Annotated in this window: 24 protein-coding genes; 8 read left to right on the forward strand and 16 right to left on the reverse strand. The window is 57.0% G+C overall.

Annotated features, from left to right (window positions below; genetic code table 11):
* Position 1 precedes the first annotated feature (1 nt).
* From DD597_RS09445 to DD597_RS09460, 4 genes are all read left to right on the forward strand, one after another.
* Complete coding sequence (locus DD597_RS09445; RefSeq protein ID WP_110108607.1) at positions 2 to 1,546, forward strand: PTS transporter subunit EIIC; 1,545 nt, start codon at positions 2 to 4, stop codon at positions 1,544 to 1,546.
* A gap of 12 nt (positions 1,547 to 1,558) precedes the next feature.
* The gene (locus tag DD597_RS09450; RefSeq protein WP_129256121.1) at positions 1,559 to 2,926 is read left to right on the forward strand and encodes a 6-phospho-alpha-glucosidase; all 1,368 of its coding nucleotides are present in this window, start codon (positions 1,559 to 1,561) and stop codon (positions 2,924 to 2,926) included.
* An 89-nt stretch (positions 2,927 to 3,015) separates the two neighbouring features.
* Positions 3,016 to 3,861 (forward strand): 3-mercaptopyruvate sulfurtransferase, encoded by an 846-nt coding sequence (gene sseA, locus DD597_RS09455; RefSeq protein WP_022651593.1) that lies wholly within the window; start codon positions 3,016 to 3,018, stop codon positions 3,859 to 3,861.
* A complete protein-coding gene (locus DD597_RS09460; protein WP_015572161.1) occupies positions 3,861 to 4,631 on the forward strand; it encodes a MurR/RpiR family transcriptional regulator in 771 nt (256 codons plus the stop codon). Before sseA ends, DD597_RS09460 begins: the two co-directional genes overlap by 1 nt.
* Before the next feature lie 17 nt (positions 4,632 to 4,648).
* On the opposite strand, the gene sseB is transcribed toward DD597_RS09460, so the two are convergent.
* From sseB to trmJ, 11 genes are all read right to left on the reverse strand, one after another.
* On the reverse strand, positions 4,649 to 5,425 hold the full coding sequence (sseB, locus tag DD597_RS09465; protein WP_023325069.1) for an enhanced serine sensitivity protein SseB: 777 nt from the start codon (positions 5,423 to 5,425) through the stop codon (positions 4,649 to 4,651).
* Positions 5,426 to 5,503: 78 nt separating this feature from the next.
* Positions 5,504 to 6,790 carry an aminopeptidase PepB gene (gene pepB, locus DD597_RS09470; protein WP_129256122.1) on the reverse strand — a complete coding sequence of 429 codons (1,287 nt, stop codon included), beginning with the start codon at positions 6,788 to 6,790 and terminating at the stop codon, positions 5,504 to 5,506.
* 60 nt (positions 6,791 to 6,850) lie between these two features.
* On the reverse strand, positions 6,851 to 7,051 hold the full coding sequence (iscX, locus tag DD597_RS09475; RefSeq protein WP_003860650.1) for a Fe-S cluster assembly protein IscX: 201 nt from the start codon (positions 7,049 to 7,051) through the stop codon (positions 6,851 to 6,853).
* A 1-nt stretch (position 7,052) separates the two neighbouring features.
* Positions 7,053 to 7,388: an ISC system 2Fe-2S type ferredoxin gene (fdx, locus tag DD597_RS09480; protein WP_003860652.1), complete on the reverse strand. Its 336-nt coding sequence runs from the start codon at positions 7,386 to 7,388 to the stop codon at positions 7,053 to 7,055.
* Between the two features lies 1 nt (position 7,389).
* The gene (gene hscA / locus DD597_RS09485; protein ID WP_058663084.1) at positions 7,390 to 9,240 is read right to left on the reverse strand and encodes a Fe-S protein assembly chaperone HscA; all 1,851 of its coding nucleotides are present in this window, start codon (positions 9,238 to 9,240) and stop codon (positions 7,390 to 7,392) included.
* A gap of 14 nt (positions 9,241 to 9,254) precedes the next feature.
* Complete coding sequence (hscB, locus tag DD597_RS09490; RefSeq protein WP_003860657.1) at positions 9,255 to 9,770, reverse strand: co-chaperone HscB; 516 nt, start codon at positions 9,768 to 9,770, stop codon at positions 9,255 to 9,257.
* Between the two features lie 76 nt (positions 9,771 to 9,846).
* On the reverse strand, positions 9,847 to 10,170 hold the full coding sequence (gene iscA / locus DD597_RS09495; protein WP_003860659.1) for an iron-sulfur cluster assembly protein IscA: 324 nt from the start codon (positions 10,168 to 10,170) through the stop codon (positions 9,847 to 9,849).
* Between the two features lie 13 nt (positions 10,171 to 10,183).
* Positions 10,184 to 10,570, reverse strand: a complete 387-nt coding sequence (gene iscU, locus DD597_RS09500) for a Fe-S cluster assembly scaffold IscU (protein ID WP_003860661.1) — start codon at positions 10,568 to 10,570, stop codon at positions 10,184 to 10,186.
* A gap of 24 nt (positions 10,571 to 10,594) precedes the next feature.
* A complete protein-coding gene (iscS, locus tag DD597_RS09505; RefSeq protein ID WP_003860663.1) occupies positions 10,595 to 11,809 on the reverse strand; it encodes a cysteine desulfurase in 1,215 nt (404 codons plus the stop codon).
* A gap of 117 nt (positions 11,810 to 11,926) precedes the next feature.
* Complete coding sequence (gene iscR, locus DD597_RS09510; protein ID WP_003860665.1) at positions 11,927 to 12,418, reverse strand: Fe-S cluster assembly transcriptional regulator IscR; 492 nt, start codon at positions 12,416 to 12,418, stop codon at positions 11,927 to 11,929.
* Between the two features lie 216 nt (positions 12,419 to 12,634).
* On the reverse strand, positions 12,635 to 13,360 hold the full coding sequence (trmJ, locus tag DD597_RS09515; RefSeq protein WP_003860666.1) for a tRNA (cytosine(32)/uridine(32)-2'-O)-methyltransferase TrmJ: 726 nt from the start codon (positions 13,358 to 13,360) through the stop codon (positions 12,635 to 12,637).
* Between the two features lie 132 nt (positions 13,361 to 13,492).
* On the opposite strand from trmJ, the gene suhB reads away from it, so the two are divergent.
* Positions 13,493 to 14,296: an inositol-1-monophosphatase gene (suhB, locus tag DD597_RS09520; RefSeq protein WP_003860668.1), complete on the forward strand. Its 804-nt coding sequence runs from the start codon at positions 13,493 to 13,495 to the stop codon at positions 14,294 to 14,296.
* Positions 14,297 to 14,357: 61 nt separating this feature from the next.
* On the opposite strand, the gene DD597_RS09525 is transcribed toward suhB, so the two are convergent.
* A complete protein-coding gene (locus DD597_RS09525; protein WP_023314655.1) occupies positions 14,358 to 15,338 on the reverse strand; it encodes a nickel/cobalt transporter in 981 nt (326 codons plus the stop codon).
* Positions 15,329 to 15,967 (reverse strand): DUF1007 family protein, encoded by a 639-nt coding sequence (locus tag DD597_RS09530; protein WP_129256123.1) that lies wholly within the window; start codon positions 15,965 to 15,967, stop codon positions 15,329 to 15,331. The genes DD597_RS09525 and DD597_RS09530 overlap by 10 nt, the downstream gene beginning before the upstream one ends.
* A 125-nt stretch (positions 15,968 to 16,092) precedes the next feature.
* Here DD597_RS09530 and csiE point away from each other — a divergent pair, with 125 nt between their 5' ends.
* The gene (csiE, locus tag DD597_RS09535; RefSeq protein WP_045345467.1) at positions 16,093 to 17,370 is read left to right on the forward strand and encodes a stationary phase inducible protein CsiE; all 1,278 of its coding nucleotides are present in this window, start codon (positions 16,093 to 16,095) and stop codon (positions 17,368 to 17,370) included.
* On the opposite strand, the gene DD597_RS09540 is transcribed toward csiE, so the two are convergent.
* Positions 17,371 to 18,510, reverse strand: coding sequence for a 3-phenylpropionate MFS transporter (locus DD597_RS09540; protein WP_003860673.1), 1,140 nt, complete (start codon positions 18,508 to 18,510; stop codon positions 17,371 to 17,373). It abuts the gene before it with no gap.
* A gap of 172 nt (positions 18,511 to 18,682) precedes the next feature.
* Between DD597_RS09540 and DD597_RS09545 the strand changes: the two genes are divergently transcribed.
* Positions 18,683 to 19,105 (forward strand): DoxX family protein, encoded by a 423-nt coding sequence (locus tag DD597_RS09545; RefSeq protein WP_003860675.1) that lies wholly within the window; start codon positions 18,683 to 18,685, stop codon positions 19,103 to 19,105.
* A 53-nt stretch (positions 19,106 to 19,158) separates the two neighbouring features.
* Here the strand turns inward: DD597_RS09545 and glyA are convergent, their stop codons facing one another.
* On the reverse strand, positions 19,159 to 20,412 hold the full coding sequence (gene glyA / locus DD597_RS09550; protein WP_003860678.1) for a serine hydroxymethyltransferase: 1,254 nt from the start codon (positions 20,410 to 20,412) through the stop codon (positions 19,159 to 19,161).
* A gap of 304 nt (positions 20,413 to 20,716) precedes the next feature.
* Between glyA and hmpA the strand changes: the two genes are divergently transcribed.
* Positions 20,717 to 21,907 carry an NO-inducible flavohemoprotein gene (gene hmpA, locus DD597_RS09555; RefSeq protein WP_023325074.1) on the forward strand — a complete coding sequence of 397 codons (1,191 nt, stop codon included), beginning with the start codon at positions 20,717 to 20,719 and terminating at the stop codon, positions 21,905 to 21,907.
* 76 nt (positions 21,908 to 21,983) lie between these two features.
* Here hmpA and glnB read toward each other — a convergent pair whose 3' ends face one another.
* Entirely contained in the window at positions 21,984 to 22,322 is a 339-nt protein-coding gene (gene glnB, locus DD597_RS09560; protein WP_003860685.1) for a nitrogen regulatory protein P-II, read from the reverse strand.
* Positions 22,323 to 22,367: the final 45 nt, after the last annotated feature.

Below are 22,367 nucleotides of genomic sequence, written 5' to 3' on the forward strand. Positions count from 1 at the left end.
CATGAAACGAGCCGTGAACGCCCTACAAAATTTCGGAAAATCACTTTACGGACCTGTACTTATCTTACCCATCGTCGGCCTGTTTATCGCCTTTGGGAATGTGCTGGGTAACGGCAATCTGGCCGAGTACCTGCCGTTTCTCGGCCACCCGCTGATCCAGAGTGTCGGCCAGCTGATCGCCAAGTCTGCCGTGTCGGTGCTGGTCAACCTGGCGCTGGTGTTTGCCGTTGGGATCCCCATTGGACTGGCAACCCGAGACAAAGGCTACGCGGCGCTGATTGGGCTGGTAACTTTTATCGTGTTTATCAATGCCATGAACGTGACGTTACAGCTTCAGGGGGAACTGGCCCCTGCGGAACAGATGAAAGCCGCCGGACAAAGCATGGTGCTGGGCGTCCAGGTGCTGGAAATGGGCGTTTTCGCCGGGATCCTGACCGGGGCGCTCTCCGGTTATCTGTACAACAAATATTCCGGTGTCCAGTTTAACGGCGCGATGGCGATTTACTCCGGCCACTGCTTTGTCGCGATTGTAATGCTGCCTGTCTCTATGCTGCTCGGCGTGGTCATGAGCGAACTCTGGCCGTACGCACAGCATGGAATAAGCGATCTGGCGCTGGTGATCAAAGGGTCCGGTCCGTTTGGCGTGGCGATCTACGGTTTCCTTGAACGCATTCTGGTGCCGACGGGCCTGCATCATCTGGTCTATACGCCGTTCCTGTATACCGAACTGGGCGGTACGCAGGAGGTGTGCGGTACGGCTTACCAGGGCGCGCGCAATATCTACTTCGCCGAGATGGCCTGCCCGGACGTGAAGCAGCTCAGCAGTACCGTGGTGTGGGATGCGCGCGGCATCAGCAAGATGTTCGGCCTTCCTGCCGCCGCGCTGGCGATGTACATGACCGCGAAGCCAGAGCGTAAAGCGATTGCGAAAGCGATTCTGATCCCGGCGGCGCTGACCTCGCTGCTGGTCGGCGTAACCGAGCCGATTGAGTTCTCCTTCCTGTTTGTCGCCCCGCTGCTGTTCGTGGTGCATGCGGTGCTGACCGGTATCGGCATGATGCTGTTCTCGCTGTTTGGCGTTCACGCCATCGGCGCCAACGGGATTATCGATTTCATCCTCTACAACCTGCCGCTCGGCACGGAGAAGTCCAACTGGCCCATGTACATCGTGGTCGGGCTGATCATGTTCGCCCTTTATTTTGTGGTGTTCCGCTTCCTTATCCTGCGCTTCAACATGAAAACGCCGGGGCGTGAAGATGAGGACCAGGAGACACGCCTTTACAGCAAGCAGGAGTACCAGGCGAAGGGCAATAACGACGGGCTGGGCGAATCGATCGTTGTGGGTCTGGGCGGTCGGGAAAATATAGAGGTAGTGGATAACTGCTACACCCGCTTACGCGTCACGGTGAAGGACGTCGCCATCATCGACGAACCGCGCCTGAAAGCGACCGGCGCGAAAGGGATTATCAAACAAGGTAACAACGTTCAGGTGGTCTACGGGCTGCATGTCAAAAAAATGCGAGAAGCCGTTGAGACGTTTCTCTGAAAGGAGCTAAAGATGTTTACACCCCCATTTATTCTGTCGATTGCCGGCGGCGGCAGCACCTACACGCCGGGCATTGTGAAAAGCCTGATGGTGCGCCTGCAGGATTTCCCGCTGGCCGAAATTCGCCTGTACGATATCGACGAGGCGCGCCAGAACACCATTGCGCCGGTCGTCGAGAAGGTCATTCGCGACCACAGTCAGTGCATCACATTTACCGTCACCAGTGACCCGGAAGTGGCCTTTAGCGGCGCGCATTTTGTCTTCGCCCAGATGCGCGTCGGGCAGTACAAGATGCGCGAGCAGGATGAAAAAATTCCGCTGCGCCACGGGGTGGTCGGCCAGGAGACCTGCGGGCCCGGCGGGCTGGCCTACGGCCTGCGCACGATCCTGCCGATGGTGGAGCTTATCGATCTGGTCGATCGCTACGCGCACGAGAAAGCCTGGATCGTGAACTACTCCAACCCGGCGGCGATTGTCGCTGAGGGCGTGCGTCGCCTGCGCCCCAACGCACGCGTGCTGAACATCTGCGATATGCCGGTTGCCGCGATGCGCAATATGGGTGCCATTCTGGACGTGGATCGTCATAAACTGGAAGTGGATTACTTCGGCCTGAACCACTTCGGCTGGTTTACCCGCGTGCTGGTGGACGGCGAAGACAAGCTCCCGGCGCTGCGTAAGCATATCGCGAAGTTTGGCCTGCTGACGGAAGATGCCGCAAAAACCGACCCGCAGCACTCGGATCCGTCATGGGTGAAAACCTGGCGCAACATCAAGCCGATTATGGATAACTTCCCGGAGTACCTGCCGAACCCGTATCTACAGTACTACCTGATGCCGAACCAGATTGTGGAGCATCAAAACCCGGACTATACCCGCGCCAACGAAGTGATGAACGGGCGCGAGAAAAAGCTGTTCGCCGCCGCCGAAGAATATCAACGCACCGGAATTTTACCGGATGCCTTCCACGTGGGCGTCCACGGTGAATTTATCGTTGACGTCGCCTGTTCGCTGGCGTTCAACCTGCGAAGCCGCCATCTGGTGATGGTGGAAAACCGCGGGGCGATTACCAACCTGCCGTACGATGCGGTGGTGGAAGTGCCTGCCTATATCACCTCCGAAGGGCCGGAGCCCGTCCGCGTGGGTCAGGTGCCGCTGTTCCACCAGACGCTCCTGCAACAGCAGCTGGCCTCTGAACAGCTGCTGGTTGAGGCAACCATCGAAGGCAGCTACGAGAAAGCGTTGCAGGCGTTCACTCTGAACCGCACCGTGCCAACCATGGAGCACGCGAAAGCGATTCTGGATGAGATGATCGAAGCCAACCGCGACTACTGGCCTGCGCTGCAAAAGGCCTGGCAGGACGGTGAAGCGGTGAAAAAATAGGGGCTTGCTCGCGAGTTGAACATGGTGAGCTTGTCGGTGTCAGAAAAAACACCGACAATCCTTTTTTACGGAAAAGAATGGAGGCAACCATGTCCACCTCATATTTTGTCGCTGCCGACTGGCTGATTGAGCACGGCGACGACCCGGAAGTTCAGATTATCGACGCGCGCATGGCCCCTCCGGGCCAGGAGCATCGTGACGTTCCCGCTGAATACCGGGCAGGGCACCTGCCTGGCGCGGTATTTTTTGATATCGAAGCCCTCTCCGATCACACCTCTTCCCTGCCGCACATGCTGCCTCGCCCGGAAGCGTTTTCCGTGGCGATGCGCGAGCTGGGCATCAGCAAAGATAAACATCTTGTTGTTTACGATGAAGGTAATCTGTTTTCCGCGCCGCGAGCGTGGTGGATGCTGAAAAACTTCGGCGTGGAAAAGGTATCGATTCTGGCGGGCGGACTTGCAGGCTGGAAGCGCGACGAACTACCGCTTCAGCAGGGTGACGTCACGCTGCCGGAAGGGGAATTTGATGCCACGTTTGACGCTAACGTGGTCAAGCGCCTGACCGACGTGCTGGTCGTGAGCCACGAAAACACGGCGCAAATCGTCGATGCGCGTCCCGCTCCACGTTTCAACGCAGAAGCGGACGAGCCGCGACCGGGACTGAAACGAGGACATATCCCGGGGGCGCTGAACGTGCCGTGGGGCGATCTGGTGTTTGAAGGCGAGCTGAAAACCACCGATGAATTGCGTGCCATTTTTGAACGTCAGGGCGTGGATTTGCATCGTCCGGTTATTGCAAGCTGCGGCTCCGGCGTAACGGCCTGCGTGGTGATCCTGGCGCTGGCAACCCTTGGCGCAAATGACGTGACTTTGTACGACGGCGCCTGGAGTGAATGGGGTGCACGGGACGATCTGCCGGTTGAACCGGCGAAATAATGGATAACCGCCTGGCAACGCTGTTAACGCGCGGGTCGTCGCTGACCCGCGCGGAGTATCGCGTCCTCGCCCACCTCACTGAGCATCCATTGCTGGTGGGCAACATCACGGTGCGCGAGCTGGCGCAGGCGACATTTGTCTCTACCGCGACGATTATGCGGCTGTGCCAGAAGCTGGGGTTTAGCGGCTTTAGCGAGTTTATCTGGCACTGCAAGCAGTTGCTTTCTGACACGCCGCATATCACCGTACAGCCTGAGCAACATGCGGAAATGCCCGCGCTTTTTACCCGGTTCGTTGCCAACTATCAGCAGACCTTCCAGTGGGTCACTCAGGACAAACGCCAGCAGTTTGCCAGCCTGCTGCGCCAGAAAGAGAGCTTCTTTCTCTACGGTGCCGGGTTTTCGTACCTTTTTGCCGAGTACCTGACCAAGAAGTTGCAGGTGCTGGGAAAAACGGCCTTCATCTCCGGGCCGGGAGACAGCCGGAATATTTTTCTCAGCAACGCCGCGCGCTATCAGGTGTTTATTGCCGTTTCACGCAGCGGCGAAACGGAGCAGGTACTGGATAAAGCGCGGATCGCCAAAAACGTCGGCATGACGATCGTCGCGTTTACCCGCGCGTCGGCCAATACGCTGGCGGGTATGGCGGACGTGCATTTTGCTCTCTATGACGAAGCGGTACATTTCGCCGCCGAAGCCGCAGGTGTGACGTCGTTTGAGTCGAATCTGGTGCTGCTGATGGATTTACTGCTGCTGGAAGCAACGGGGTGAAGATCACCCCGCTGTGATCAGATAATGCGGTTGGTCTTGAGATCGCGCAGGAAGCCACCCCAGCGACGCTCGTAGAACGGAGTGATGTGCTCGGTAATAAAGTGGCTGATCCCCTTCTCACCTTTCTTCACCTGACAGATATCAATCGGCTCATCGCCCGGCAGGGTGTCGGTCGCCACGCTTCCCGCCGCCTGGATGATCTCGTCGATATCGCCGTCGGCCTCAATCCCTATCAGCAGAACAGGCTTTTCGTCAGCGCTCTCTTTGATGGAGCAGAGAAACGCGCGTTTCACCGGCTTGATGGTTTTAAACAGCGTGGTCAGGGAGTCAATCATCTGCGCGGGCGGCTCGGCCACTTCAGACAGCAGCAGCGTTTCGCCCCCTTCCAGCACCTCCTGAGTGCTGAGCGGGTTGCCCTCGTCACCAATCAGGTGGCTGATTTCGCGCGGAGTAAACTCTTTCCCGGTCGGCAGTTTGGCGTTGAGGAACAGCGTCTGCCCCAGGGTCATTTCGAACAACGTGCGCACCGGCATCACCACGAACGCCTGTTCGTCTTCTACCGCTTCCTGCAAGGCCTCGAGCGAAGTAAAGAACGGGATCACCGACGTGCCGTCGTCTTTCTCCCAGTGCAGCAGATCCAGCGCGCTGTCTTCGACAACCTGCTCCCCTTCCGCTGCGGTGCCCGGCACCCAGACGGTGGATTCCAGCAGCGTGCGGAAAAAGGCCGGACGGTGGGCGGGCTCGGTCGCCGCCTGCTCCAACAGGGTTTCTAATTCGTTTTTGGTTTCTGACATAACAATTCCAGATGTCGAATTTCCCCCTCACCCCTGCCCTCTCCCATGGGGAGAGGGTTAGGGTGAGGGCAAAGAGCATTACTCAGCCGTCAGCAGGTTCGCTACGGTACGCACGCCCAGACCGGTCGCACCCGCAGACCACTGCTCAACCGCCGCTTTACGGTAGGTTGCGGAGCAGTCAATGTGCAGCCAGCCTTCATGGTAGTTCTCAACGAAGTGAGACAGGAAGCCTGCTGCGGTGCTTGCCCCCGCCGGGTACGCTGCGCTCGCGGTGTTGTTCAGCTCGGCGAAGTTAGACGGCAGCTGGCTGCGGTGGAACTCGGCCAGCGGCAGACGCCAGAACGGTTCGTTTTCCGCCGCCGCGCTGGCCAGCAGGCGAGCGGCCAGCTTGTCGTCGAAGCTGAACAGGGCGTGATAGTCGTTACCCAGGGCAGTTTTCGCCGCGCCGGTCAGGGTCGCCATGTCGATAATCAGCTCCGGCTTCTGCGCAGAGGCGTCGATCAGGCCATCGGCCAGCACCAGACGGCCTTCGGCGTCGGTGTTCATCACCTCAACGTTTTTACCGTTGCGGTAGCGAATGATGTCACCCAGCTTGAAGGCGTTGCCGCTCACCATGTTATCCGCGCAGCACAGGTAGAGCTTCACGCGCTTGTTCAGGCCGCGGGTGATAGCGAAGGCCAGCGCGCCGGTAATGGTCGCCGCGCCGCCCATGTCGGACTTCATGGAGTCCATGAATGCGCTCTGCTTCAGGCTGTAGCCGCCGGTGTCGAAGGTGATGCCTTTCCCGACCAGACAGGCAAAGACCGGCGCTTCTTTGTCGCCGGTTGGGTTGTAGTCCAGCGCCAGCAGGACCGGAGGACGCTCTGAGCCACGGCCCACGGTGTGGATACCCATGTAGTTCTGCTCGCGCAGGTCTTCCCCTTTAGTGATGCGGTAGGACATCTTTTCGCCCGCCACACCGCACAGCAGGTCAACGGCGCGCTGCGCCAGCTGTTCCGGCCCCAGCTCTTCCGCCGGTGCGTTAATGGTGTCGCGCACCCAGTCGATAATGTTCAGGCGGCTTTCCAGCTCTTTCTGACCGGCTTCGTCGAGGTTCGCCCACTCAATTTTACGGGTGCCTTTCGGCCCTTTGTAGCCTGTCCAGAACGCCCAGCTGCGGTCGGTGTCCCACCCTTCCCCTTCCAGCGACACATGCTTAATGCCAAGGCCGTCAATCTTACGCGCGGCGCGCTGGATCAGGCCCAAATCATCGTTGCCCGTCAGGTGCAGGGTAATGCCGTCGTTATTAATGCTGTAGGTGGCTTTCTCGCCCCAGCGCGCGTCGGCAGGCTGATTCGAGAGCGTAATCTTCATCGCTTCGGTCATTTTATTTTTCCTTATTAGCAACTAGCAAACGGGCCGCCTGAAGGCAGCCCGTTTTGTTATTTATTCTGCTTCATCTAACCAGACTAACAGAATCGCCTCCAGAATTTTTTCATTGGATGCGTTTGGATCATCGTCGAAATCCTCTAAATCGCAGATCCACTGATGCATGTCGGTGAATCGTACGGTCTTCGGATCGAGATCCGGGTTCGCGTCGTAGAGCGCTTCGCCGATTTCACGGCTGTCTGTCCACTTCAGTCCCATATTAGTGCTCGCGTGCGTGGTTGATGGTGTAGCGTGGGAACTCCACGACCAGATCTTCATCGGTCACCGCAGCCTGGCAGCTTAAGCGGCTGTCTGGCTCCAGACCCCATGCTTTATCCAGCATGTCGTCTTCGTCTTCGGTGCTCTCGGCAAGAGAGTCAAAACCTTCACGCACGATGCAGTGGCAGGTTGTGCAGGCACAGGATTTTTCACAGGCGTGTTCCACTTCGATACCTGCACGCAGGGCTACATCGAGAATGGTTTCACCGGTCTTCGCTTCCAGAACAGCGCCATCCGGACAGAGGTCCGCATGAGGCAAAATTACAATCTTTGGCATATTAAACCTCGTCCACGGACTGGCCTTTCAGCGCGACGCGGACAGATTTGTCCATGCGGCGAGCAGCGAAGTCCTGGGTTTGTTTATCAACGTTTTTAATGGCTTCTTCTATCGCGTCAGCGTCATTGCCTTCGGCCACGGCGCTTAAGCGCGCGGCAGCGTCGTCAATCACCTGGCGCTCAGCGGCGCTTAACAGCGCGGCGTCGGCAGCAAGCGCGCCGTTCAGACTTTCCAGCACGCGTGCGGCTTCCACTTTTTGTTCAGCCAGCATACGCGCCTTCACATCCTGCTCGGCGTAGCTCATTGAATCCTGGATCATGGAGGCGATTTCGCCATCGGTCAGGCCGTAGGACGGCTTCACCTGGATGGATGATTCCACGCCGGTGGATTTTTCCATCGCCGTCACGCTCAGCAGGCCATCCGCATCAACCTGGAAGGTGACGCGAATATGCGCCCCGCCAGCTGGCAGCGCCGGGATGCCGCGCAGCGCAAAGCGCGCCAGGGAGCGGCAGTCCTGCACCAGTTCGCGCTCGCCCTGCATCACGTGGATGGACATCGCGGTCTGGCCGTCTTTAAAGGTGGTGAACTCCTGCGCACGCGCCACCGGAATGGTGGTGTTACGCGGGATCACTTTCTCCACCAGGCCGCCCATGGTTTCTAAACCGAGAGACAGCGGGATGACGTCCAGCAGCAGCATTTCGCTGTCCGGCTTGTTGCCGACCAGAATATCGGCCTGGATAGCGGCGCCGACGGCAACCACTTTGTCCGGGTCGATAGAGGTCAACGGCGTGCGGCCAAAGAATTCCCCCACGCGCTCGCGTACCAGCGGCACGCGGGTTGAGCCGCCAACCATGACCACTTCCAGCACCTCGTTAGCCTCAACGCCTGCATCCTTCAATGCGCGACGGCAGGCAAGCAGGGTACGCTTAACCAGAGGCGCAATCAGTTCGCTGAACCGATCGCGGGTAATCTCACCCTGCCAGCCTGCGACGTTCACGCTGACGGACTGTGCATCGCTCAGGGCGATTTTGGCGTCGATGGCCGCATCCAGCAGTTCACGCTGCACGTGCGCATCGCTGCGATCGCTGATGCCCGCCTGCTCGCGGATGTAATCTGCCAGCAGATGGTCGAAGTCATCGCCGCCGAGCGCGGAATCTCCGCCGGTCGCCAGCACTTCGAACACGCCGCGGCTCAGGCGCAGGATTGAGATATCGAACGTCCCGCCGCCGAGATCGTAAACCGCGATCACCCCTTCCTGACCGGAGTCGAGGCCGTAGGCAATCGCCGCCGCCGTCGGTTCGTTCAGCAGACGCAGCACGTGCAGGCCCGCCAGACGCGCGGCGTCTTTGGTGCCCTGACGCTGTGCATCGTCGAAATAGGCCGGAACGGTGATCACCACGCCGTCCAGATCGCCGCCGAGCGTCGCTGTGGCGCGTGCCGCCAGCGCTTTAAGGATGTCAGCAGAAACGCGAATCGGGTTCAGCAAACCGGCTGACGTCGCGATCATCGGCAGGCCGTTTTCGCTGGCCTGTAGCTGATACGGCAGATGCGGGTAACGGGTCTGGATATCAGCCAGCGAGCGGCCCATCATGCGCTTAACCGAGCTGATGGTATTGGCCGGATCGCGCGCGGCGTTAGCGCGGGCATCAACCCCGACCGCGTGACCCTGCTGTTGGTAGTGGACTACAGAAGGCAGCAGATGGCGCCCCTGCTCGTCAGCCAGCGTTTCCGCCTGGCCGCTGCGCACGGTCGCCACGAGGGAATTGGTGGTGCCCAGGTCAATACCGACCGCCAGACGACGCTGGTGCGGTGCGGCACTTAAGCCAGGCTCACTAATTTGTAATAAGGCCATAATTGCTTCCGAAATTAAAAATCGAGCAGCTTTTCTTCGAGTTGTTCAGCACTGCTTCGCAGTTTATCGAGAAAACGGAGTTTGCGCACAGTGTCTGCCGCCACGTCCCAGGTCTCGTTGTTCAGTTGCTCCACCATCTGCTGATGGCGGGTATCGAACATACCCTTTACGCGCGTGATAAAGCTTTCCAGGCGCGCTTCGTCTTTAGCCTGTTCAATTTCATCCAGCTCTTCGCGCAGCTCCAGTTGTTCCATCAGAAAGGCGGTGTCGCGCACGGTATGCTGTTCGCTCGCCAGATCGAAACCGTGAAGCGAGAGCAGATATTCTGCACGCGCCAGCGGATGACGCAGCGTTTGCCAGGCCTGGTTGATGGTGGCGGAGTGTGATACCGCAGCCAGTTGCTCTGCCTGCGTCCCGCTGGCGAATTTATCCGGATGGTACTGACGCTGGAGATCCTGAAAACGGACCGTCAGCGCCTGGAGATCGATCGGGTATTGAGCGGGTAGTCCGAAGAGAGTGAAGTAATCCATAACAATCTCAGGGGTAGCCTGTTAGAACAAACCCCACGCGTAGCAAAGCCACGGTGGGGTTTCGGATGACGCGCGGTTAAACGTGGAAGCTTTCGCCGCAACCACACTCGTCTTTGACGTTCGGGTTCGTGAATTTGAACCCTTCGTTCAGGCCTTCTTTTACGAAGTCCAGCTGAGTGCCGTTGAGGAATTGCAGGCTTTTGCCATCGACCACCACCTTCACGCCCTTGTCTTCAAACACGGTGTCATCAGACGCCGGTTCGTCAACAAACTCCAGTACGTAAGCCATACCAGAACAGCCGGAGGTACGTACGCCCAGTCGCAGGCCAAAGCCTTTACCACGGTTCGCCAGAAAAGAGCTTACTCGCGCGGCAGCGCTGTCGCTAAGGGTAATCGACATACTCAAACCTCAATTATTTTGCTTCACGTTTGCTTTTGTAATCCGCAATGGCGGCTTTGATCGCGTCTTCTGCCAGAATTGAGCAGTGAATTTTCACCGGCGGCAGTTCGAGTTCTTCAGCAATATCCGTGTTCTTGATTGCCTGTGCTTCGTCCAGAGACTTGCCCTTCACCCATTCGGTGACCAGGGAGCTGGACGCGATAGCAGAACCGCAGCCGTAGGTCTTGAAGCGCGCGTCTTCAATGATACCTTCATTGTTGACTTTGATCTGCAACTTCATCACGTCGCCACATGCTGGTGCACCGACCATGCCGCTACCAACAGATTCGTCGCTGTTGTCAAAAGAGCCAACGTTGCGCGGGTTTTCGTAATGATCGATGACTTTTTCGCTGTATGCCATGATTGAATTCTCCTTATGTACCGATTAGTGATGTGACCATTCAATGCTGTTCAGATCCACGCCCTGCTTGAACATTTCCCACAGTGGAGAAAGGTCGCGCAGACGGCCGATGGAGTTACGAACCAGCTTGATGGTGTAGTCAATCTCTTCTTCGGTAGTAAAACGACCTAAAGAGAAACGGATAGAGCTGTGTGCCAGCTCGTCAGTCATACCCAGCGCGCGCAGCACGTAGGATGGCTCCAGGCTTGCAGAGGTACAGGCAGAGCCGGAAGAAACGGCCAGGTCTTTCAGCGCCATGATCAGCGACTCGCCTTCAACATAGTTGAAGCTGACGTTGAGGATGTTCGGCGCGCCCTGCTCGAGATCGCCGTTCAGATACACTTCTTCCATATCTTTCACGCCGTCCCACAGACGGTTACGCAGCGTGCGCAGGCGTGCCATCTCGGTTTCCATCTCTTCTTTTGCAATGCGGTAGGCTTCGCCCATGCCCACGATCTGGTGAACAGGCAGCGTACCGGAACGCATGCCGCGCTCGTGACCGCCGCCGTGCATCTGTGCTTCGATGCGGATACGTGGCTTACGACGAACGTACAGCGCGCCGATACCTTTCGGACCATAGATTTTGTGACCGGAGAAGGACATCAGGTCCACTTTCAGCTGGCTCAGGTCGATAGGCAGTTTGCCCACGCTCTGGGTCGCGTCCACGTGGTAGATGATACCGCGCGCGCGGCACATTTCGCCGATGGTCGCGATGTCTTGTACCACGCCGATTTCGTTGTTGACGTGCATGATGGAGACCAGAATGGTGTCATCACGCATCGCCGCTTCGAGCTCTTTCAGATCGATAATGCCGTTGCTCTGTGGCGCCAGATAGGTGACTTCGAACCCTTCACGCTCCAGCTGACGGCAGGTGTCCAGCACGGCTTTGTGTTCGGTTTTGCTGGTGATGATGTGCTTGCCTTTTTTCTGATAAAAGTTGGCTGCACCCTTAATCGCCAGGTTGTCGGATTCGGTCGCACCGGAGGTGAAAACAATTTCACGCGGGTCGGCACCGACCAGGTCAGCAATCTGATTACGGGCGATATCAACCGCCTCTTCAGCATGCCAGCCAAAACGGTGTGAACGGGAAGCTGGGTTACCAAAGTTTCCGTCCAGGGTCAGACACTGCATCATTTTCTCGGCAACACGCGGGTCCACCGGCGTGGTTGCGGAGTAATCGAGATAAATCGGTAATTTCATTGCTCTATAAACTCCGTACATCGCTTCAATGCAAGGAATCAGGCAACCGGCTGGATGTACGACCGAGTACGCGGGGTGTGACCACCCCGGCCTGATTCTGAATACTTATCTTTTTAATTACGCGCGCAGTTTAACGTCGATGGCGTCCTGCGTGCGGGTGCTGCGCTGTGAATCCTGACTATGCTGACGCCCAGAGACATCCAGAACTTCCTGGTTATTCACCAGCTCACCGAGGGTGATGTTGTTCAGGAAGCCGGTCAGACGGTCGCTCAGATCGCGCCACAGCGCGTGGGTCAGGCATTTATCGCCGCCCTGACAGCCGCCTTTACCCTGGCAACGGGTCGCGTCAACGGATTCGTCAACCGCGCTAATCACTTCGCCAACCGCAATACTGCCCGCGTCTTTACCCAGCAGATAACCGCCGCCCGGGCCACGAACGCTGGACACCAGTCCATTTTTACGCAGTCTGGAGAACAGCTGTTCCAGGTAAGAGAGGGAGATCCCTTGTCGTTCAGAAATATCAGCCAACGGAACCGGGCCCGCTTCGGAGTTGAGCGCAACGTCCAGCATCGCGGTCACGGCATAACGCCCTTTAGATGTCAGTCTCATGTCTTACTTAACCTCAAACTCGCCCCTGCCCGGGGTTTTTTATTGTAAAATGGGGGTATTGCATAGCAGGGCCAAGTCTGACATTCCTGACTAAATTGGTCAACTATTTACTTGACTGTTTTAGTCAGGTATTTAACCTTCTGTGCCTTCATAATATAGGTGCGGCCTGATGCCCTCACCCCAGCCCTCTCCCACGGGGAGAGGGGGAAATCGACACTACGCTTTGTTCTTCTGCTCAATCGACGCCAGAATCCCGCGCAGAATGTTCAGCTCCTGGCTTTCCGGGCGGGCGCGGGTGAACATACGGCGCAGCTTGTTCATCACCTGGCCCGGGTGGCCTTCACGGATAAAGCCGGTTGAGAGCAGCGTCTGCTCCAGATGACCGTAGAAGCGCTCCAGATCGTCCACCAGCGGGTAGGCCGTCTCTTCTTTAGGTTCGACCGGTTTCTCCTGCGTCGCCAGCCATGCCATGCGCACTTCGTAGGCAATGACCTGCACCGCCATCGCCAGATTCAGCGAGCTGTATTCCGGATTGGCGGCAATCGCTACGTGGTAGTGACACTTCTGTAGTTCCTCGTTGGTCAGGCCAACGCGTTCACGACCAAACACCAGCGCAACCGGCGCCTGTTCCGCTTCTGAGATACTTTTCAGGCCGCATTCGCGCGGGTCCAGCATCGGCCAGGGCAGCGTACGGGAGCGCGCGCTGGTCCCCACCACCAGACTGCAACCGGCCAGGGCTTCGTCCAGGGTGTCCACGATCTGCGCATTCCCGATCACGTCGCTGGCGCCGGCCGCCAGAGCAATAGCCTGAGAGTCTGGTTTCACCAGCGGATTAACCAGCCACAGGTTCGTTAAGCCCATGGTTTTCATAGCGCGGGCCACAGAGCCCATGTTGCCGGTGTGCGATGTTTCGACCAGCACGATTCGAATGTTTTGCAGCATAATTTTTAGATGTCTGGATTCAGTGTCTGAAGAATATTCGGGCATATTATCATAAACGAGAGACATAATCCGATCCCGCTGCTATACTCTGCGCCGATTTTCCTGTTCTTTAACATCCAGTGAGAGAGACCGATGCATCCGATGCTGACCATCGCCGTGCGCGCAGCGCGCAAGGCGGGTAATGTAATTGCCAAACACTACGAAACCCCAGACTCCGTAGAAACCAGCCAGAAAGGCAGCAATGATTTCGTGACTAACGTCGATAAAGCCGCAGAAGCGATTATTATCGAAACGATCCGCAAATCTTACCCGCAGCACACCATCATCACCGAAGAAAGCGGTGAACATGAAGGTACCGATCAGGATGTTCAATGGGTTATCGATCCACTGGATGGCACCACCAACTTCGTTAAACGCCTGCCACACTTCTCTGTGTCTATTGCAGTACGCATCAAAGGCCGTACTGAAGTCGCTGTTGTTTACGATCCAATGCGTAACGAACTGTTCACCGCAACCCGCGGTCAGGGCGCGCAGCTGAACGGCTACCGTCTGCGTTGCAGCAATGCACGCGATCTGGACGGCACGATTCTGGCGACTGGCTTCCCGTTCAAGGCGAAGCAGCACGCAACCACCTATATGAATATCCTGGGCAAGCTGTTCACCGAATGCGCGGACTTCCGTCGCACTGGCTCTGCTGCACTGGATCTGGCCTACGTGGCGACCGGCCGCGTTGACGGTTACTTTGAGCTGTCACTGAAGCCGTGGGACTTCGCGGCGGGCGAGCTGATCGCACGTGAAGCTGGCGCGATTGTTTGCGACTTCACCGGCGGCCATAACTATATGTCTACCGGCAACATCGTTGCAGGTAACCCGCGCGTTGTTAAAGCCATGCTGGCAAACATGCGTGATGAACTGAGCGATGCGCTGAAGCGTTAATTCAGTCTGTTAAGCCCGGTGGCGCTACGCTTACCGGGCCTACAACACGCCTCAGATACGGCTAGAAAGGCCGCAACCCCCTTCCCACCGGCACCGCGCTCATCCACATCGTGACCGCAGCCACCAGCAGAATCACCCCGCCCGCCAACGCAAGCGTCGTCCAGCCAACCTGTCGCCACAATACCGGCGTTTTATTGCCGCTGAGTTTTACCGCCAGCTGACGGAAGCTGTGCACCAGCAAGGCTAACGAAGAGATCGTCAGAGACGTTCCCGCCGCCATCGCCAGCGCCGAGAGCATGCCCCAGCCAAATACGCCTGTCACTTTGCTGAACAACAGCACCATGATTGCGCCCGAGCACGGACGCATCCCCATTGAGAGCACAATCATCAGACGCGCACGCCAGTCGTCACCATTCTGTAATTGTTCCTGCGTCGGCAGATGCTGATGCCCGCACCCGCAGTTTTCATGGTGAACGTGATGCGGCGTAAAGGCTTTGAATTTTGGTTTTTGCAGCAACGCGCGCAATTTTTTCAGCGCCCGCCAGCAGAGGATCAACCCCAGCACGCCTACCAGCGCGTAACTCCCCTTCTCCAGCCAGAAGCTGCTCATATGCAGCTGGCGAGCCGGCAGCTGTAGCAGCGAGAGGACGACCACGACCAGCGCAATCGCCACACCGCCCTGAAGTAAAGAAGAAGCCAGCGTCAGGCCGATACTCGATTTCAGCTTCGACGGATGCGTGGCAAGCCAGGTCGTGATGACAATTTTGCCGTGCCCCGGCCCCAGGGCATGCAGCACGCCATAGATAAAGCTGAACGCCAGAAGAGCGCCGCCCGCTTTGGTCGGATTTTCCGCCACGGCTTTCAGCAGCACGCTCATCTGCTGATTAACTTCCCGCTGCCAGAGGACGCTTTTCACCATCACCTGCGGCCATGCCTGCCACAGCCAGAGCGCGCCGCCAACCGCTAACAACAAAAAGAGCGCCAGAGGCCAGAGGTGCAGCCAGCGACGCGGCTTACTGACGGGAGAGGAGATCACTGACATTGTAACGTCACCTCCTGCGCGAACTGTTTACCCAGCTCCATGTCCTCAGGCGGGGCATCTGCTTTATCCAGCGAGATCGCAAAGTTCAGCGTCTCTTCGCTGGGTTTAGGGGTGTGCACGCCAATTTTGCAGCTTTTTTGCAGCGCGTCCGGCAGCCGTACGTCGCTGTCTTTGTCATAGCGCATATCGACATAGTAGGTAGGGTCAAAAGTGGAAAAGCGGTACGTTTGCCCGGCCAGCGGCTGAGGATGCGCCAGCGGAAGCACGAACGTAAGCACCGCCTGATGACCTTCGCGGGTCATGCCGTACTCCGTGGGACGGTTAAGAAATTTCACCTTTTGTCCGTTGTGCCAGAACTCGGTGAAGTAGTGCTGACCCAGCACGTTGGCCATCACCTCCGCCGCCAGCTTTTTCCAGATCTCATCGCCGGGCTTTGCGTTTCCGGCATCGTACAGCAGGTCGGCGGAGGTGATTTCATCCATCGTCCAGTGCATCTTCAGGCCACTGAGCTTTGTGCCGTCCGTCACCAGTTCGGTTTTCAGGCTGATAAAACTGTGAGGATGTGCGCCGGCGGCGAAAGTGAAAACCGCCAAAAATAACGCTACCGCGCTTTGTTTAACTATTTGCATCTGTTCCTCACGTCAAAAATTCTGTGATGTTCGCCAGCAATCCTGAGTGAAAGGCCTGCCGGTGCGCTTTTCAGCGCCCATCCTTTAGCTATTCTTATCAAACATTCACACTGGATACCCGACAGATGATGACGACGCTTGAAATTCCATCTGTGCTTTCCAGTTCGCAGCGCCGCTGCCAGGTGCTTTTGATGCTTTACCTGCCCGATGCTGCCGTCACCGCACAGAGCATAATCGCTGCCAACGGCGTGGACGACGTCATGGCACGGCAAGATATAGCCGAGACGCGCGATGAAATCCAGCGCTATCATCGGCTTGATATCGTCACGCACCATGATGGCTGCTACCGAATTGAGGGTACCGCCCTGAATCAACGTTTGTGCCTGCTGCACTGGCTGCGCAGGGCGCTTCGGCTGTGTCCACATTTTGTCGCCCAACAGTTTACTCCTGCCTTAAAAACCGCGCTCAAACAGCACGGCATTGCCCGCCCGCTTTATGACGATGCGAACCTTCGGGCGCTTATCAACTTTTGTGCGCGCAAGCTTCAGCGCCAGTTTGAGTCCCGCGACGTACAATTTTTACAGCTCTATCTGCAATATTGTCTGATTCAGCATCATCTGGGCAATACGCCGGAGTTTTCGCCCGTTCAGCGCAGCTGGACGCAGTCCCGAGGGGAATACTTTACGGCGCAGGAAATTGTCCGCCACTGGAAACGGCGCGTCCCGCAGGGAACGCACAGCGATGAACAGCTGTTCCTGGCGCTGCTGTTTATGATGCTTCGCACACCCGACCCGGTGATGGATAAACACCAGCAGGATCAGCGCCTGCGTCGCGCCATCGTGCGTATGATTGCCCGCTTCCGGGCACAAACCGGGATGAACTTCAGCGATGAGCAAGGTCTGACCGATCAGCTTTATATCCATCTGGCTCAGGCGCTGGACCGCTCCTTATTTGACATCGGCATCGACAACAGTCTGCCGGAAGAGATCCACCGTTTATACCCCCGGCTGCTGCGCACCACTAAAGAGGCGCTGTCTGAGCTGGAAGCCGAATTTGGTCTGAGATTCTCCGGTGAAGAGATGGCTCTGGTGGCGGTGATTTTTGGTGCCTGGCTGATGCAGGAGACCGATCTGCATGAAAAACAGGTGGTCCTGTTAACGGGGGAAGATAAAGCCTGTGAAGAGTTAATTGAGCAGCAGCTTCGCGAGCTGACGCTGCTGCCGCTCAATATTCGTTATCTTAGCCTGGAGGCGTTTAAGAAGGAGGGCGCGCCCCGCGAGGCGGCGCTGGTTATTACGCCTTATCCAACCGCCCTGCCGCTGTTCTCGCCGCCGCTCATTCATGCCGTTGAGACCCTGAACACGCAGCAGCAGGAACACATTCGCGTAATGCTCGAATCGTAGTTACGTGCGAGCAGCGACTTTAGGGCGAATAACGATGGCCGGTAAAGCGACCAGCGCCATCACCCAGAACACACCGTGCCCCAGGTGCTGATAGAGGAAACCGGCAAATACGGTCATCACCGCAATACTGCCGCCCATCGCCACCGCTGAATAGACCGCCTGAAGACGAATAACGTCCCCACCCTCTCGCGCCGCGATGTAGCGCATCGCCGCCAGATGGCAGACGGTGAAGGTTCCGCAGTGCAGAATTTGCGCCACAATCAGCCACGGCAGCTCCGTCGTCCAGCCCATGATGCCCCAGCGCGCCACGCCGCACACGGCGGAAAGCAGCAGCAGGTCACGCGCCCCGAAACGACGGAACAGTTTTTGGCTCAGCGCGAAGATAATAACCTCCGCCACCACGCCGAGCGACCACAGGTAGCCTACCGCAGAAGCCGAGTAACCCGCCCCCTGCCAGTAGATGGCGCTGAAGCCATAATAGGCCGCATGCGCCCCCTGAAGCAGACAGACGCAGGCCAGGAAACGCCAGCTTTGCGCCACCAGCGAGCGCCAGGCGGGCCAGCCGGCGCTCTCCTGATGGCGGCTTTCGCCCTGCGGCATCACCGACGGACGCAGCAACATACCGAGCAGCATTGAGGCGATGCCGAGCGTTAGCAGCGCCAGAATGGCACGATAGTCATAGAGGCTGACCAGTTTCCCGACCAGCGCAGAGCCGATCACGAAGGCAATCGATCCCCACAGGCGCACGCGGCCATAGTCCATGGTGATCTGCTTTTGCCAGGTGTTCGCCAGGGCATCCGTCAGCGGCACCAGCGGGGAGAAGAACAGATTAAAGCCAACCATTACCACCATCAGCCAGGCAAACTGGTGGCTAACCCAGAAGCAGGCGGCAAAGACCAGCGTCAGCAGGGCCAGAATTCGCACCGCTTTAATCAGTAAGGAGGGATCGCTGACGCGGGGCGCAATCAGCAGACTACCCAGGAAACGTGCCACCAGCCCCGCGCCCAGCAGGATGCCAATGGTCTCAGGCGTCAGACCAATTCCCTTGAGCCAGACGCTCCAGAAAGGCAGAAAAATACCGTAACTAAAGAAATAGGTGAAATAGCTGAGCGCCAGCCAGCGCGTGGAATGCAAGACCATGAATCCCTCCCGAAATGGAGGCGATAGTCTGGCGTTAATCCCTGACTTTAGCAAGTCGTTAGCGCGCTATAAATTAACTAAAAATTAACATCATCACCAGCCGGACAGCGTATGGCGAGAGCGGTAAAACTGTATTACGTTTATAAGACATCGCCTGAAGAGGTCGTTTGCCATGAACAGCTTACGTTATTTCGATTTCGGCTCCTCTCGTTCTCTCCTGCTTTTAATTGCCCGCATTGCTATCGTGGTCCTGTTTATTATTTTCGGTTATCCCAAGCTGACGGGGTTTAGCGGCACCGTTCAGTATATGACGTCGCTCGGCGCCCCCATGCCCATGCTGGCCGCGATTATTGCGGTGGTGATGGAAGTCCCCGCCGCGATTCTAATCGTGCTGGGCTTTTTCACCCGCCCTCTCGCGGTGATCTTTGTCTTCTATACGCTGGGAACGGCGGTGATTGGTCACCACTACTGGGATATGACGGGCGATGCGGTCCTGCCAAATATGATTAACTTCTACAAAAATGTGAGTATCGCTGGCGCATTTATTTTGCTGGCGATTACCGGGCCGGGGGCCATCTCCCTCGATCGACGTTAGCCCATAAAAAAAGGCCGCATGAGCGGCCTTTTTCAGTTCTGCAACGCAGAGAATTATGCGTACACCGGGAAGCGTGCGCAGATGTCCAGCACTTTACCTTTAACGCGCTCGATAACCGCGTCGTCATTGATGTTGTCCAGAACGTCACACATCCAGCCCGCCAGCTCTTTTACTTCCGCTTCTTTAAAGCCACGACGAGTTACGGCCGGAGAACCGATACGGATACCGGAGGTCACGAACGGGCTCTTCGGATCGTTTGGCACGCTGTTTTTGTTCACGGTGATGTTGGCGCGGCCGAGGGCTGCGTCAGCTTCTTTACCGGTCAGGTTCTTATCAACCAGGTCCAGCAGGAACAGGTGGTTTTCAGTCCCGCCAGAGACCACTTTGTAGCCACGATTCAGGAACACTTCCACCATCGCTTTGGCGTTTTTAGCAACCTGCTGCTGATAAACCTTGAACTCTGGCTCCATCGCTTCTTTCAGCGCGACGGCTTTCGCGGCGATAACGTGCATCAGCGGGCCGCCCTGGGCGCTTGGGAATACGGCGGAGTTCAGCTTTTTGTACAGCTCTTCGTCACCGCCTTTCGCCAGGATCAGCCCACCGCGTGGACCCGCCAGGGTTTTGTGGGTGGTGGTGGTCACAACGTGCGCATGTGGAACCGGGTTCGGGTAAACGCCAGCGGCAATCAGACCGGCAACGTGCGCCATGTCGACGAACAGGTACGCGCCGATGCTGTCAGCGATTTCACGCATTTTTGCCCAGTCAACGATGCCGGAGTAAGCAGAGAAGCCACCGATGATCATCTTCGGCTTGTGCTCTTTGGCCTGCTTCGCCATGTCTTCGTAGTCAATTTTACCGGACTCATCAATACCGTAAGGGATGATGTTGTACAGTTTGCCAGAGAAGTTAACCGGGGAGCCGTGAGTCAGGTGGCCGCCCTGCGCCAGGTTCATACCCAGAACGGTATCGCCCGGCTGCAACAGCGCGGTATAAACAGCGAAGTTAGCCTGAGAGCCAGAGTGCGGCTGGACGTTCGCGTAGTCAGCGCCAAAGAGTTCTTTCGCACGGTCAATAGCCAGCTGCTCAACGATATCAACGTATTCGCAACCGCCGTAGTAGCGCTTGCCCGGATAACCTTCAGCATATTTGTTGGTCAGCTGAGAACCCTGCGCCTGCATCACGCGCGGGCTGGTGTAGTTTTCGGAGGCGATCAGTTCGATGTGCTCTTCCTGACGTACTTTTTCCTGCTCCATAGCCTGCCACAGTTCGGCATCATAATCGGCAATGTTCATTTCACGCTTTAACATCCGCATCTCCTGACTCAGCTAACAAGTAAATTTTTGGCCTGAAAAGGCAGTCCTGTTGGACGACGGGCAACAGTATAACTGAATAGTTCTGCGATAACAGGTCTTGACAAACGATTTTACGCAAACGTTTACCTCCACGCCACGCAAGGGTTTGAGCAATAAAGCTCTCACCATTTCCAACGGATTTCTTTTCAGCTTTGTGATGCATATTTTTCACGATGCAAAGAACCATTTACATTGCAGGGGTATTTTTATAAGATGCATCTAAAATACATCATTAAAGTAACATCAGAAGGAAGCTGCTATGCTCGACGCCCAAACCATCGCTACCGTGAAAGCCACAATCCCCCTGCTGGTTGAAACGGGTCCTAAACTGACCGCCCATTTCTACGATCGCATGTTCGCGCATAACCCGGAGCTCAAAGAGATTTTCAACATGAGCAACCAGCGTAACGGCGATCAGCGCGAAGCGCTGTTTAACGCTATTGCCGCCTATGCCAGCAACATCGAAAACCTGCCGGCTCTGCTGCCTGCGGTGGAAAAAATCGCGCAGAAGCACACCAGCTTCCAGATCAAACCTGAGCAGTACAACATCGTCGGCAGTCACCTGCTGGCGACCCTGGACGAAATGTTCAGCCCGGGCCAGGAAGTACTGGATGCCTGGGGGAAGGCCTATGGCGTACTTGCAAACGTATTCATCAACCGTGAAGCACAGATCTACAGCGAAAACGCCAGCAAGAATGGCGGCTGGGAAGGCACGCGCGCCTTCCGCATCGTTGAGAAAACCCCGCGCAGCGCACTGATCACCAGCTTTGAGTTTGAGCCAGTTGACGGTCAGCCAGTTGCCGATTACCAGCCGGGCCAGTATCTGGGCGTCTGGCTGAAGCCTGAAGGCTTCCCGCATCAGGAGATTCGCCAGTACTCCCTGACCCGCAAGCCAGACGGCAAAGGCTATCGCATTGCGGTTAAACGTGAGGAAGGCGGTCAGGTATCCAACTGGCTGCATAACGAAGCCAGCGTGGGCGACGTGGTCCATCTGGCGGCACCGGCGGGCGATTTCTTTATGGCCGTTGAAACGAATACCCCGGTGACGCTGATCTCCGCAGGCGTGGGTCAGACGCCAATGCTGGCGATGCTGGATACGCTGGCGAAAGCAAACCACAGCGCGCAGGTTAACTGGTTCCACGCGGCGGAGAACGGTGATGTTCACGCCTTTGCGGACGAAGTGAAAGCGCTGGGAGCGGGTCTGCCACACTTTACCGCGCATACCTGGTATCGTTTACCCACGGAAGCCGACCGCGCAGCGGCTCGTTTCGACAGCGAAGGCCTGATGAATTTAGGGCAGCATGAAGGGGCGTTTAGCGCACCGGGGATGCAGTTCTACGTTTGTGGGCCGGTAGCGTTTATGCAGTATGCCGCGAAGCAGCTGGTCGACCTGGGCGTGAATAAAGACAACATTCATTACGAATGTTTCGGCCCGCATAAAGTGCTGTAATGCAAAAAGCCCCTCAACGAGGGGCTTTTTTTTCGCCGGGTGGCAGCTGCGCCTTACCCGGCCTACCAAATCTTTTTTAAATCGCCGCGTCGTCTTCTTCGCCGGTACGGATACGGATCACGCGCGCCACGTCAAAGACGAAGATTTTCCCGTCGCCAATTTTACCGGTCTGCGCCGTGCGGATGATGGTATCCACACAGGTATCGACGATATCATCGCTCACCACGATCTCGATTTTCACTTTCGGCAGAAAGTCCACCATGTACTCTGCGCCACGGTATAGCTCGGTGTGGCCCTTCTGACGACCAAAACCTTTCACTTCAGTTACGGTCATCCCGGTGATGCCTACTTCTGCCAGCGCTTCACGTACATCATCCAGTTTGAAAGGTTTAATAATCGCATCAATCTTTTTCATGGTGGGTCCTTAAACTCTTGCCAGTAAGCAGCCTCGTAATCGGTT

The organism is Enterobacter cloacae complex sp. 677-3DZ2D5B, from assembly GCF_004136695.1.
GTDB lineage: Bacteria > Pseudomonadota > Gammaproteobacteria > Enterobacterales > Enterobacteriaceae > Enterobacter > Enterobacter hormaechei_C.

Coding starts and splice junctions, on each gene's coding strand:
- pepB (WP_129256122.1), bottom strand. CDS start 6,790: ATGACCGAAGCGATGAAGATTACGCTCTCGAATCAGCCTGCCGACGCG.
- DD597_RS09530 (WP_129256123.1), bottom strand. CDS start 15,967: ATGCAAATAGTTAAACAAAGCGCGGTAGCGTTATTTTTGGCGGTTTTC.
- iscX (WP_003860650.1), bottom strand. CDS start 7,051: ATGGGACTGAAGTGGACAGACAGCCGTGAAATCGGCGAAGCGCTCTAC.
- DD597_RS09545 (WP_003860675.1), top strand. CDS start 18,683: ATGAACAGCTTACGTTATTTCGATTTCGGCTCCTCTCGTTCTCTCCTG.
- iscR (WP_003860665.1), bottom strand. CDS start 12,418: ATGAGACTGACATCTAAAGGGCGTTATGCCGTGACCGCGATGCTGGAC.
- iscS (WP_003860663.1), bottom strand. CDS start 11,809: ATGAAATTACCGATTTATCTCGATTACTCCGCAACCACGCCGGTGGAC.
- hscB (WP_003860657.1), bottom strand. CDS start 9,770: ATGGATTACTTCACTCTCTTCGGACTACCCGCTCAATACCCGATCGAT.
- hscA (WP_058663084.1), bottom strand. CDS start 9,240: ATGGCCTTATTACAAATTAGTGAGCCTGGCTTAAGTGCCGCACCGCAC.
- DD597_RS09460 (WP_015572161.1), top strand. CDS start 3,861: ATGGATAACCGCCTGGCAACGCTGTTAACGCGCGGGTCGTCGCTGACC.
- fdx (WP_003860652.1), bottom strand. CDS start 7,388: ATGCCAAAGATTGTAATTTTGCCTCATGCGGACCTCTGTCCGGATGGC.
- iscU (WP_003860661.1), bottom strand. CDS start 10,570: ATGGCATACAGCGAAAAAGTCATCGATCATTACGAAAACCCGCGCAAC.
- glyA (WP_003860678.1), bottom strand. CDS start 20,412: ATGTTAAAGCGTGAAATGAACATTGCCGATTATGATGCCGAACTGTGG.
- DD597_RS09540 (WP_003860673.1), bottom strand. CDS start 18,510: ATGGTCTTGCATTCCACGCGCTGGCTGGCGCTCAGCTATTTCACCTAT.
- DD597_RS09450 (WP_129256121.1), top strand. CDS start 1,559: ATGTTTACACCCCCATTTATTCTGTCGATTGCCGGCGGCGGCAGCACC.
- sseA (WP_022651593.1), top strand. CDS start 3,016: ATGTCCACCTCATATTTTGTCGCTGCCGACTGGCTGATTGAGCACGGC.
- suhB (WP_003860668.1), top strand. CDS start 13,493: ATGCATCCGATGCTGACCATCGCCGTGCGCGCAGCGCGCAAGGCGGGT.
- glnB (WP_003860685.1), bottom strand. CDS start 22,322: ATGAAAAAGATTGATGCGATTATTAAACCTTTCAAACTGGATGATGTA.
- hmpA (WP_023325074.1), top strand. CDS start 20,717: ATGCTCGACGCCCAAACCATCGCTACCGTGAAAGCCACAATCCCCCTG.
- trmJ (WP_003860666.1), bottom strand. CDS start 13,360: ATGCTGCAAAACATTCGAATCGTGCTGGTCGAAACATCGCACACCGGC.
- csiE (WP_045345467.1), top strand. CDS start 16,093: ATGATGACGACGCTTGAAATTCCATCTGTGCTTTCCAGTTCGCAGCGC.
- DD597_RS09525 (WP_023314655.1), bottom strand. CDS start 15,338: ATGTCAGTGATCTCCTCTCCCGTCAGTAAGCCGCGTCGCTGGCTGCAC.
- iscA (WP_003860659.1), bottom strand. CDS start 10,170: ATGTCGATTACCCTTAGCGACAGCGCTGCCGCGCGAGTAAGCTCTTTT.
- DD597_RS09445 (WP_110108607.1), top strand. CDS start 2: ATGAAACGAGCCGTGAACGCCCTACAAAATTTCGGAAAATCACTTTAC.
- sseB (WP_023325069.1), bottom strand. CDS start 5,425: ATGTCAGAAACCAAAAACGAATTAGAAACCCTGTTGGAGCAGGCGGCG.